This is a genomic window from Anabaena sp. WA102 (assembly GCF_001277295.1).
GTDB classification, from domain to species: domain Bacteria; phylum Cyanobacteriota; class Cyanobacteriia; order Cyanobacteriales; family Nostocaceae; genus Dolichospermum; species Dolichospermum heterosporum.
In genome coordinates this window covers 2,101,556-2,114,122 of the sequence record NZ_CP011456.1, presented here as the reverse complement: position 1 = coordinate 2,114,122, position 12,567 = coordinate 2,101,556, and the positions used below count along the sequence as shown (strand labels likewise).

Sequence of the window (12,567 nt, the reverse complement as noted above, 5' to 3'; positions counted from 1 at the left end):
GAGCCTAGAAAAGCAACCTACCACCAAGCAGGACACAACATCAAAATCCTGACTTCATTGGAGCTAATTCCCGCCGCATCCTCTTTGAATATCGGTAAGAGTCTAGGGAATCCAGTGGTTGAATTGGCTACACCTAACGGAACTAACAATCAACCGAGGGAACGAATAAAAACGGATTGAGGGTCTAGGGGCGGTCGAACCCCATAAGTAGGCTAGACGAGCAGCGGAATCCCTTCAATTCGGGTAGGACAGACCGTAACTGGTCTGAGGTGTTCAGAATACACAGATGGTCGCAGAGCATGATTAGACACAGAGACAACTCTAGTGAATCTTGGAAAACGTTACCCTGGAAGCAATTCCGCCGTAACTTATTCCGCCTACAAAAACGAGTGTATAAAGCGGTTCAAGTTGGAGACAAGCGCAAAGCCAAGTCCCTACAAAAGCTGATTCTGAAATCAACCGCAGCAAGATTACTGGCTATTCGTCAAGTAACACAGCTAAATGCTGGAAAAAAGACAGCGGGAATTGACGGGAAGACCGCGCTCACATTTGAGCAAAGGTTTCAACTGAGTGAAAAGCTTAGAACCGAATGTAACGACTGGAAACACCAGGGATTACGTGAAATACCCATGCCCAAAAAGGACGGTAAAACCCGGATTCTCAAAGTCCCCACTATTGCAGATAGAGCGTATCAATGCCTTATCAAATACGCATTAGAACCAGCGCACGAAGCAACCTTCCACGCCAAAAGCTACGGGTTCAGAACGGGACGTTCAGCGCATGATGCCCAAAAAATCCTGTTTAATAACCTAAACTCCAACGCCAACGGAATAGATAAACGAGTTATTGAACTCGATATTGAAAAATGCTTCGACAGGATAAACCATTCCGCCATCATGGATAAACTCATAGCTCCCAGAAGCATAAGACAAGGGATTTTCCGATGTCTCAAAGCCGGAGTCAATCCAGAATTTCCTGAACAAGGAACACCTCAAGGGGGCGTGGTAAGTGCACTACTAGCTAACATCGCTTTGAATGGGATTGAAAGTATTCATAGATATCATAAGATATCTAATTGCCGAATTACAGAAAAAACCTCAAAGAGAGAAATTATTGAACCAACAATCCGGTACGCGGATGACATGGTAATAATACTCCGACCTCAAGACGATGCCATAGAAATACTTGACAAAATCAGTCAGTTCCTAGCAGAACGGGGAATGAAAGTCAGTGAGAAAAAGACAAAGCTAACCGCCGCGACAGATGGGTTTGATTTTCTAGGCTGGAACTTCAAAGTCCAGAAAAACGGGAAATTTAGATGCGTTCCATCAGTGGATAACTATAAATCTTTCCGCAAGAAAGTAAAATTCATCGTCAACAACTCGAATTATGGTGCTACCACTAAGGCTGAGAAATTAGCCCCTGTAGTTAGAGGTTGGAGGAATTACCACCGCTTCTGCAAGATGGACGGATCGCGTAACTCGCTATTCCACATCGAAACAAGAGCATTCAAGGTATTCAACAAGGAAACCAAACAGAACCGCCACACTAGCAAGCAATTACTAGATAAGGCGTTTCCCCCAGTCCCTTACTCCGAAAATAAACATATCAATGTCAAAGGTGAAAAGTCGCCTTACGACGGAGATTTGAGTTATTGGAGCGAGCGCAACAGCAAGCTCTATGACAGTCATACCTCTAAAGCCCTCAAACGGCAAAACCATAAATGTGGTCATTGTGGGTTAAAAATGCTCAATGATGAGAAGGTACATTTACATCACTTAGATGGAAACCACCAAAACTGGAAAACTAAAAACCTTCTAGCCATTCACGAAAGCTGCCACGATTATCTTCACATGAGCAAAAGCGAAAGCTAAGAACGTCGGAAGCTGGGTGCAGTGAAAGCTGCACGCCCAGATTTAACAGAGAGGGGCGCGGGATAGTACCCGCCCTCGACTCTACCAGATATAACCTCGATTCAATTATCCCTGTTCGACATGGTAATCCATCAGACGAGCGAGCCACTGTTCTATATGCCAGAGTTTCAAGCCGCAGTCAGAAAAACGACCTTGAGCAACAGGTTCAGTTTCTCCAGTCTCGTTACCCTGACGCAGAAATCATCACTGACATCGGCAGTGGACTCAACTTCAAACGAAAAGGTCTTCAAGCCTTACTGGACAGAGTTCTCGGAAACACTTGCAAACTTGTTGTCATTGCCCACAAAGATCGGCTTTGTCGCTTTGGATTCGATCTTATCTCATGGCTCTGTGCTAGGCAGCAAACTCAAATATTGGTTCTCAAGCAAACGAACCTCAGCCCAGAAATCGAAATGGTTGAAGATATCCTTGCCATTATCCATGTCTTCAGTTGCCGATTGTATGGACTTAGAAAGTACAAAAAACAAGTCATTGAAGACAGCGAGTTACCGAGTGTACCCAGCAAAGGAACTTGAGCTTATTTGGAAAAAATGGGTTGCTGCTGAACTATTCTAGTATGGAAAATTTTCTTCTTCCTTATTCCTTCTCTTAGAGGGTGTTTGAAAAGTCATGATTGCTGTATCAAATGTTTTACCCCTCCCTAACCCTCCCCTTATAAGTAATTGGACAAAAATATTTACAGTCATTGCGAGCGAAGGGAAGCAATCACAACCCCTGCGATTGCTTCATTTCACTTCGTTCCATATGGCTAACGCCACGCTACGCTAACGCAATGACATTGTGTAATTAATTCTGTCTCACTACTTAAAGGGGAGGGAACTGGATTTTTATTGTTTCCCCCCTTTACAAGCTATCGTGTACACACAAGTTAAATTACCCCCCTTAGTCCCCCCGATGCTTTGGGGGGAAACCGGAAAAATTAGTTCTCTCCCCAAAGCATCGGGGAGGGTTAGGGTGGGGTAATTTGAGGAATAATGGTAATTAGATAACTTGTGTGTACACAGTAGCCTTTACAAGAGGGGACTAAGGGGGGTAAAAATGTGATAAAAATTACGGGATACCACTTTTAAAACATCCTCTAAGATACAAGGTTGGGTTGAGCGATCGCGAAACCCAACAAAATCCTTGATAATGTTGGGTTATGGCTGATGCCTCTGGCACGCTACCGCAGGAATATGCCACACTCCGTAAACGTTACATTGCTCCGCAACGCTGACATTCCACAACTCAACCTACCATATAATGACTTCGCTTAACCGAGCAGTATTGCCTCTTAGACAACTGACAACTGACAACTGAAAACCGAAAAAGCCTATGTTACCCAAATCCAGCACTGATTTATTTGTTTCAGAAGCGTCCGATAGCACCAGTATGTCTTTAGCCATAGATTTCGTCAACAACGAGCCTTGGACAATAGAAACCTATGCTGAAAGCTTAATGGACGAACTTTTTCATGATATTGACAACATTCTTGATGGTCGAAACAAGCGAAATCATCATAGAGGCAGAAACGAATCTGTCCCCGTGCAAACTATGACATTTCAAATGCCAGATGTGGTTTTACCATCAAAACTTAATCGTCCATTACAATCTACTGCACCCATTAAAAACGTCCAAACCACTACACTAGTAGTTAATCATCCATCTATCAAAGCAATTGCAACTACTGAACAACAACAAACCAGTGGTTTAGGTAAACTAATATTTATGGGATTAAGCCTAACCGTCGGGACTTTGGGTATGGTCTACTTAACTGAGTCTGGTTTATTAAATACAATAAATGCCCAATTAACTTCCCAAAGTTTGCCAAATCACCAGACACCATCACCTGCATCTGTAATCACAGATCCTCAGTTAGACTTAGTAAATTATATGTTGGAAGCCTTAACTGTGATAGAACAGCAAGGGACAACCAATGGTAAAACAATTGCTAAACCAGGATTTCCCACTGTTAATCTGAATCAAACCACTGCCTTACCTTTACCAAATACCCAACTAACAGAAACTCCACCATTACCTGTAGCAGCAACCAATATGCTACCTGCTAATAATCGCTTGACTACCCCTAATGTGGTTGAGCGCATATATATTCCAGTTTATCAGTCTCCCGCACTCAAATATCAAATACCAATTGTTCCCACAGTCCCAGTACCACCTACCTTACCTTCATCTTTAACAGTTAATAATTCTCCTACTATTAATACTATACAACCAGCAATTAAGCCGATACCCAAAACAACACAGGTGAATCTCAAACCAGCAGCCGTTAATCCTCAACCGCTGAAAGTCGCACCACCGAAATTACCAACAATTGTTCCCCCAGCACCTGTAAAAGAAACTAAGAATATACCACAACAGGTTGCAGCACCTAGCTATTCTGCACAATTAGAGGGACTATTGGAGTTGGGTAATAAATCTGTGGCTTTGTTTAAGGTAGATGGTATTAGTCGCCGAATTAATATAGGTGAAAATATCGGTACTACAGGTTGGACACTAGTAGAAGTCAGTAACGGAGAAGCTATTGTTCGCCGTAATGGTGAAGTTCGCTCTATCTACACAGGACAAAAGCTTTAATACAACTGCATGAGTCAAACAAAAATTGAATATCTTCTGAAAAGCCTGTGTAATCAGCTTCTTTAGTTTTTAGTACCGTAGTACGGCACTAACTTTTACACTTATTTTTTATACTTCTATCTGAGAAGCCTACTGATATTAAGATAGTTGGCGTTGCTGATAGCCTGCGTGGCGTAGCCATATTGAGGTATGAAATTCCCAAATTGAACCTTGAAAACTCAAACCTCAGTGCGTCTTTGCGCCTTTGCGTGAGACTAAAATTCATACCCTTAATCAGCAACGCCAGATAGTTATTTGATAATAGGGTTCTGTGTACTATCTGTTAGCTATTGCACCTATGGGAGTTGCTGATTCAGAAATGGGGTAGGATAAAAAACGTAAAATCAGGTAGAATCTCCTAAGTTGAGGGGCAATATAAAGATGTTCACAGAGAAAAGCTGGAAGAATTTTAAGGTATTTACAGGGGCATTTTGTGTTGTCGCGCTGACACCGTTTTTTGGAATTAATTCTTCTGTCCACGCAGCAGATACGGTTGTGATTCGTTATGGACCCATAGAGGAATCTGTATCCTTGGAAGAGTTAAAAAAATCTACGGAAACTGGCAAATTACCAGATAGTTTGGGAACTTATACCAAAAGAATGACTGAAGAACAACGTCGTTTTTTGGTAGAGGGACTAAAAATCCGAATTCCCATAAATGTTGCTACTTTAGATAGATTAATCAATACCCAAATTGGGACTACAATTCTTAGCGATGTCTCTACAGCTATTACCCGTCGAGATCAATCGGGATTACAAGCTATGAAAGGGGGATTGGTTTTAGCTGCTAATTCTCCACAGGGTTTATCTATACTAAGTTTTATTGCTGCCTATCCCAGTAAACGCCTAGAAATTAATTTACCCCAGGCTTTAACTGTGGCGGGGAGTTTAAATGGTGCATTTGTCCGCACTCAGCGGTTTATGTTTGGTCTTTCTCCCCAAGTTAACCCTAAAGATATCAAAGTTGCGTCTTCTCTAGATCCTACTCAAGCAGGAAGCGCACAGGTACAGACACTCAAGTTAAGTTTCAATGACCAAAAGCGTCAACGACAAATTCCCCTAGATGTTTACTTCTCTACCGCTGCAAGTGTAAATAAACCTGTAATTGTCTTGTCTCATGGTTGGGGTTCGGTGCGGACTGACTTGCGTTATTTAGCCGAACATTTGGCTTCTCATGGTTATGTTGTTGCGGCTTTGGAACATCCTGGTAGTAATGAAACTACTTTTAAGGCAGTCAGTAAAGGTAGAAAACAACTTGTTGAACCCCAAGAATTTTTAGACCGTCCCAAAGATGTTAGTTTTATTGTTGATGAATTGGAAAAAGTTAACCAAACTGCGAATAGTCCTTTACGGGGAAAATTAGCAACTAACAATGTGATGGTTGTAGGTTATTTCTTTGGTGGGGGAACGGCTTTAGCATTGGCTGGGGGCGAATTACAAATCGAAACCCTCAAACAACGCTGTCAGCAAAACTTAGCTAATGCTAACTTGGGTGAAACTCTTCAATGTGTGGCTCAAGCATTACCAGAAAAAACCTATCAATTGCGAGATGGGAGAATTAAACAGGCGATCGCCCTCAATCCTACCACCTCTTTAATGTTTGGGGAAACTGGGTTAACAAAAGTACAAATTCCCACATTAATCCTCTCTAGTTCCGCAGATAAAATTACCCCTGCATTAACTGAACAAGTTATGGGTTTTGCGAAAATTCCCTCCCCAAAGTGGTTGGTGGGTGTGGTTGGTGCTTCTCATTTGAGCATTATAGATCCTAGTCTGACCCCATATCAAATGGGGAAATCAAATACACCTATCTTGAACAAAGAAGTAGTTGGAGAACAAGCTAAAGATGTGCGGAAGTTTCTCAAAGGTATTACCCTAGCAATGGCAGCACAGTTAACTCCTGAAGCTAGTCAATATGCTCCTTTTCTGACTGCCGACTACGCTCAAATTTCCTCAACTCGTCTATTTCCCTTTCGCACAGTGCGAGAACTTTCTCCTGAAATGATACAAGAAGCACAAGGTCCAGGTATGACAGCCAATAAATAATAGGTTGAAGGACGAGCAAATAAATAAAAAGGCTTGGAGGGTAAACCAAGCCCAACTTCACTCAGGGTAAAATATATAATCCATCCTATAGATTCTTTATATTTTCAGAATCCTTCTCAAGAGAGAATATTCAATCCAAGACTAATTTAAGCGTGAAATATGATGAGTTTCTTCACTAGTACAGGTTGGCGTAAATAACATGACCATTAAAAGCTCCGAAAATTTGATTGATTACAAGGCTTGAAAATGGTTCATTCACTTAAGCTGCACGGTACTAAGTAGGTGAACACAATAAAACCAAACTGTGTAAAGAAACGTAAAATCGCCCAAACCCTCTTCACTCTTGCCTCTTGCCTCTTGCCTTTTGCCTTGCCATAACGACAATTTTCAACGCCAACCTACTTAGTAGATTCTGACCATGAAAAATTCAGAAAGTAGGGGCGCAGGGTCTGCGCCCAGAGGCTATTAACTGCTGTTTGCACTATGGCAGGAGTAATATATTTAGTACAGATGTCACGTTCGCTGAAGGCTTTTTTGTCAAAGTCCATAGAATTAAGTCTGATTATAGTTTCAGCACAATTAATTGCCTATTGTATCAACAAAAACAGAATATCTGACGATGGCATCAGATGGCATTTGAAAAAAGTTGTCTTGATATTGTAAATTTTTGTAAAATTGATGTCTTCAAGACTAGAAACCTGCTAATTACATGACTAAACTAAAAACTAAGTGCATCTGTACTGTTAACAATCAAAATTCTAAATTTGGCACTATAGCCTGAATGATCCCAGTCCAACTTATCATTAAAAACTTTCTCAGTTACCGTGATGCAAGTTTAGATTTTAGCGGCTTGCATACGGCGTGCATTTGTGGTTCTAATGGTGCAGGAAAATCTTCCCTTTTAGAAGCTATCACTTGGGCAATTTGGGGTGAAAGCCGTGCTACTGTTGAGGATGATGTGATTCATGCTGGTGCGAAAGAAGTCCGAATTGATTTCACTTTCCAAAGTGGTCAGCAAACTTATCGGGTGATTCGCAACCGGGTTAGGGGTGGAACTAGTATTTTAGAATTTCAAATTGAAACTCCTACTGGGTTTCGTCCTTTGACGGGTAAGGGATTAAAAGCCACTCAGGATGTCATTCTTGAACATATTAAGCTAGATTATGAGACTTTTATTAATTCTGCTTATTTGCGTCAAGGAAAAGCCGATGAATTTATGCTCAAACGTCCTGCTGAACGCAAGGAAATTTTAGCAGAGTTATTGAAACTAAATCAGTATGATGAGTTGGAAGAACGAGCCAAGGATAAAGCTAAACTTTATAGAATCCAAGGAGAAGAGTTAGAAAATTCTTTAGCAAATATCAAAATTCAACTCCAACAACGGGAAATAACGGAAACTCAACGCACTGAGTTAGAAGCGCAACTAAATAATCTACAACAGGTGCAAGCTTTTGAAAATATTCAGTTACAAAGTTTACAGGTTATCCAACATCAAAGACAAAGTTGGGAACAGCAATTAAATTTTCTGCGGCAACGATATGATAATCTTAGTCAAGATAGCGATCGCCTACAACAAGAACAAATAGCCGTAAAATCCCAACTAGCAGATTTAGAAAAGATTATCAATCAACAAACTGACATTCAAGCCGGTTATACTCAATATCAAAATCTACAATCTCAAGAAGAAATCTTTGCTGCTAAATTTGAACAACATACCCGCGCTACCAATTTAAAACAACAAAAACAACAACAGCTATATAAACAAACTCAAGATTTAGAACGTCAATTACAACAAGCCCAAGCCCAATTATCAGCTTTAGAACAGCAAGAACAGGAAATTAATCAAACCCTGAGTAAATCTGGGGATATCGAAACAGCTATATTACAATTAAATACCGCCCGTCAGCATTTGACTAACTTAGATAAATTGCAAATGCAGGTAACACCATTATTACAACAAAGAGCCAGTTTACAAACTCAATTAGATCGCACTCATGCTAGTTTAGTCGCGCGATTAGAGCAAATGCAAGCCACAGAAAAACAATTACAAAATCAACATCACCGGCAACCCCAATTACAACAAGCAGTAATAGAGATAGGAACGCAAATTGAAGAATTAGAAAAAAAGCGCGTTTATCTGCAAAGAGTCCAAGAAAAAGGACAGGAAAGACGACATTTTATTGAACGTTTGCAAGCCCACCAACGAGATTATGAAAGGTTGTTGGCAGAACTAGAACAAAAATTGCAAATGTTACAAAATCCCGATGCTAGTTGTCCTTTGTGTGAACGTCCTTTAGATGAACATCATTGGAGTAAAGTTATCGAAAAAACCCAATTAGAATATGAAGATACTCAAGGACAATTTTGGGTAGTGCGGGAACAACTCGCAGTTTCAGATCGAGAAATTCAGGTACTCCGACAAGAATATCGAGAAATATCCCAAAAATTATCAGGTTATGATTCATTGCGAGAACAACGGGGACAATTAGCCGCACAGTTAGAAGCTACAAGTGATGTCCAACAACAGTTATTACAAATTATTGCCCAAAAAGAACATTTAGAACGTTCTTTAGAGAGTGGTGACTATGCCCCTGAAAAACAAACAGAAATTCAGCAATTAGATCAATCTCTTCAACAACTTAATTATAGTGAACAAGACCACGCCCTTGCCCGCAGTGAGGTGGATAAACTACGGTGGGCAGAAATTAAACAAGGACAAATTAAAGATGCCTTAAAACGCCAAGCACAACTAACAGCTAAAAAGCCAGAATTAACAGGGAATATTACTCAATTACAATGGCAACTGCAACAGGGACAAACTGATTCTGATTGTGCCAAAGAAATTGCTAATTTAGAACAGCAAATTGCGGAAATTGCCTATAGTTCTGAACAGCATAATTATTTGCGTCAAGGTGTGCGACAAGGGCAAGTTTGGCAATTACGCCATCAACAATTATTATCAGCACAAGCACAATATCCGCAATTACTTAATAAAAGTCAAGATTTAGAAGATTCATTGCAAAGAATCCTGAAAGAAAGAGAAATATCAACTCAAGAAGTTGATAATATTGTTAAACAATTATCTGATAGTGCCAACCCCACGGCCCAAATTAATAATTTAGAACAACAATTAGCAAACCGTAGACAGGAACTAGATAATAAAATATCTCAGTTAGGGCAATTAAAACAAATGTCCCTGCAATTGGAAACTTTACAAAATCAGTATGAACAAGGAATACAACAATTACAAAATTGTAAACAACAACAGCGTGTATATCAGGAATTAGCCCAAGCTTTCGGCAAAAATGGGATTCAAGCTTTAATGATTGAAAATATTTTACCTCAACTGGAAGCAGAAGCCAATCAACTACTTTCTCGATTGAGTGCGAATCAATTTCACGTCCAATTTATTACCCAAAAAGCCGGACGCAGTGGCAAATCCAGTAAGAAAAATGCCAAATTAATAGATACTTTAGATATTTTAATTGCTGATGCCAGGGGAACGAGATCCTATGAAACTTATTCAGGAGGGGAAGCTTTTAGAATTAACTTTGCCATTCGTTTAGCACTGGCAAAATTATTGGCACAAAGAGCAGGAGCATCATTACAATTATTAGTAGTAGATGAAGGTTTTGGGACTCAAGATGGGGAAGGATGCGATCGCCTAATTGCCGCCATTAACGCCATATCCACTGATTTTGCCTGTATACTTACTGTTACCCATATGCCCCACCTCAAAGAAGCCTTCCAAGCCAGAATCGAAGTGAGTAAAAATCAGCAAGGTTCACAGTTACAATTATTGATGTAATACCCAGATCCCCGACTTCTTGGAGAAGTCGGGGATCTATATCCAATTATCTACTCATGCTGAGATTAATTACTGACTTTGACGGTCCAATCATGGATGTTTCGGAACGCTATTACCGTGTTTATCAATTGTGTCTAGAGAAAACCCGATATCCTCAACAAACAATTACGGAACTGTCTAAAGCCGAATTTTGGCAACTCAAGCGATCGCACACTCCCGAACTCCAAATTGCCCTAAAATCAGGTTTAGATGCCCAACAAGGGCAAGAATTTTCCCAAATTCGTAAACAAACAGTCCACACCCTCCCTTATTTCCAGCATGATGTTCTTGTCCCCACAGCATTAGCCGCACTCAGTCAAGTTCAAGCCGCCGGTGTTGATTTAGCCGTCATGACAATGCGAAGGGTACGAGAACTAGACTATGCCTTTAATCAACATAATTTAAGCCAATTTTTCCCAGAAAATCGCCGTTATTGTCTGAGTAACGACTATGTAAAAACCCGTGATGTCGAAGATAAACCATTGTTAATGGCTAAAGCCTTAGCCGAACTCCCCCCCGCTGCTGATAGTTGGATGGTGGGAGACACAGAAGCCGACATTACCGCCGCCAAAAAACATAATATTAAAATTATCGCTGTTGAATCTGGTATCCGCGATCGCTCACAACTAGAATCTTATCAACCTGATCTGATTATGCCAGACTTAAAAACCGCTGTAAATTTCATCCTCAACGAGTAAAAACAAAAATAATGGGTAATCGGCAATAGACATCTCCGAAAATTAAATGTGCGTCGTTTGAAACCCTTGTAGAGACGTTCCATGGAACGTCTCTACAATCTTTACTGGAGAAGTCTAATGAACCAAACGTGAGTTCGACCAATAATTTTTAACCCCCCTGGTAAACCTCTCCTAAGAGGGTGTTTAAAAAGTCATGATTCATGTATCAAATATTTTGACCCCTCCCTAACCCTCCCCTTGCAAAGGGGAGGGAACTAATTTTTCCGGTTTCCCCCCAAAGCATCGGGGGGATTAAGGGGGGTAATTTAACTTGTGTGTACACGATAGCTCCAACACGGAGAGGTGTTGGGGTGAGGTTCATCGAATTCACGTTAACCAATTACCCATTACCTAACGTAAAAAACTACTTACTAACCACAGCAAGATAAAAGTCAACAACGTAGAAAACTGATTCGCCGTCATATTTATCAATGGCAATGGTAATATCAAGCCAGCAATCAGACCACCAGCAATTAAACCAGCAATTAAACTCACCAGCGTCAATAAAACTGCTCTACCAAACTTTCCTTCCTTACGATTGAGAAAGTAAATACCAATACCGACCCCAACTACCAAGGACAGTTGCAAAACCTGTCCACCACTACCGGGATACAATAAACTCGTTGCACCCAAACCTAGATACCAGGCGCCTGGTAGCAGGACATCAGTTAACGTGGGCTGATCTAAACTTCGCTGTAGCCATGCAGGAGACTGCTGACTAAGAGACTGACTTGTTTGAGTAGAAGATGGAACTCGCATTTCTGGAAATCGGATGCGCTCAGGCACTTTAATCTTACCTTCTTGGCGCATCCGCAGGCGTTCCATTAAAATCGCATCATAAGCGGCTTCAATAACTTCTCGGACACTGCCATCACCACCATGTTTTTCTAACAGGCGATTCCGAACATCCTGGATTTCATCGAAGCTTGCGTCTTCCGATACCCCAAGTTTTTCGTAGGGACTTTGATCACTCATGGGAGGTTATTACTTTAGCCTTAATCAGCGGCACTTTTTATTTTACAGAAAAACAACTTTAGATTTTATAGAAATAAAGACAACAACTAGATCAGTAACTACGCGACATACTCCACACACTCCCTTTCAGGTGAGTGTGGGCAACGAGCGCGACTCTTCTATGAAGACATTAACTGAGCTTTAAGACCGTGTGTCCCACGGTTCTTTGGTTAAGCCAAACAATTAGCTTTTATTTTGATAGGCTGCTTTTGGTGCATTTAATTGAGTTACACCTACCGTTGAAAATTATATCAAATATTTGAAAAAAAATCAAGAAAGTGTTCATTCCGCACTTCGTGCCGCTTTGCTAACATCGCCCAACAACACTGATTAAGCTGCGCTTAATTTTGTTCGTTGGGCAATTCCTCACTCGCGC

The 12,567-nt window shown here is 40.8% G+C and carries 8 protein-coding genes; 6 read left to right on the top strand and 2 right to left on the bottom strand.

Translation table 11 applies throughout. The features are described from left to right. Positions 1–299: 299 nt before the first annotated feature. From AA650_RS09365 to AA650_RS09350, 4 genes are all read left to right on the top strand, one after another. Positions 300–1,874, top strand: a complete 1,575-nt coding sequence (locus tag AA650_RS09365; protein WP_053538805.1) for a group II intron reverse transcriptase/maturase — start codon at positions 300–302, stop codon at positions 1,872–1,874. Beyond that, positions 1,835–2,449, top strand: a complete 615-nt coding sequence (locus tag AA650_RS09360; RefSeq protein ID WP_190383042.1) for an IS607 family transposase — start codon at positions 1,835–1,837, stop codon at positions 2,447–2,449. Before AA650_RS09365 ends, AA650_RS09360 begins: the two co-directional genes overlap by 40 nt. Before the next feature lie 799 nt (positions 2,450–3,248). Next, positions 3,249–4,508 carry a hypothetical protein gene (locus tag AA650_RS09355; protein WP_053538803.1) on the top strand — a complete coding sequence of 420 codons (1,260 nt, stop codon included), beginning with the start codon at positions 3,249–3,251 and terminating at the stop codon, positions 4,506–4,508. Between the two features lie 420 nt (positions 4,509–4,928). Then, entirely contained in the window at positions 4,929–6,593 is a 1,665-nt protein-coding gene (locus tag AA650_RS09350) for an alpha/beta hydrolase (RefSeq protein WP_053538802.1), read from the top strand. Between the two features lie 398 nt (positions 6,594–6,991). Here the strand turns inward: AA650_RS09350 and AA650_RS27765 are convergent, their stop codons facing one another. Continuing rightward, the gene (locus AA650_RS27765; RefSeq protein ID WP_199924414.1) at positions 6,992–7,141 is read right to left on the bottom strand and encodes a hypothetical protein; all 150 of its coding nucleotides are present in this window, start codon (positions 7,139–7,141) and stop codon (positions 6,992–6,994) included. A gap of 233 nt (positions 7,142–7,374) precedes the next feature. On the opposite strand from AA650_RS27765, the gene sbcC reads away from it, so the two are divergent. Continuing rightward, on the top strand, positions 7,375–10,401 hold the full coding sequence (gene sbcC, locus AA650_RS09345; RefSeq protein ID WP_053538801.1) for an exonuclease subunit SbcC: 3,027 nt from the start codon (positions 7,375–7,377) through the stop codon (positions 10,399–10,401). 56 nt (positions 10,402–10,457) lie between these two features. Beyond that, positions 10,458–11,138 (top strand): HAD family hydrolase, encoded by a 681-nt coding sequence (locus tag AA650_RS09340; RefSeq protein ID WP_027401373.1) that lies wholly within the window; start codon positions 10,458–10,460, stop codon positions 11,136–11,138. Positions 11,139–11,528: 390 nt separating this feature from the next. On the opposite strand, the gene AA650_RS09335 is transcribed toward AA650_RS09340, so the two are convergent. Continuing rightward, a complete protein-coding gene (locus AA650_RS09335; RefSeq protein ID WP_053538800.1) occupies positions 11,529–12,152 on the bottom strand; it encodes a CPP1-like family protein in 624 nt (207 codons plus the stop codon). Between the last annotated feature and the right edge of the window lie 415 nt (positions 12,153–12,567).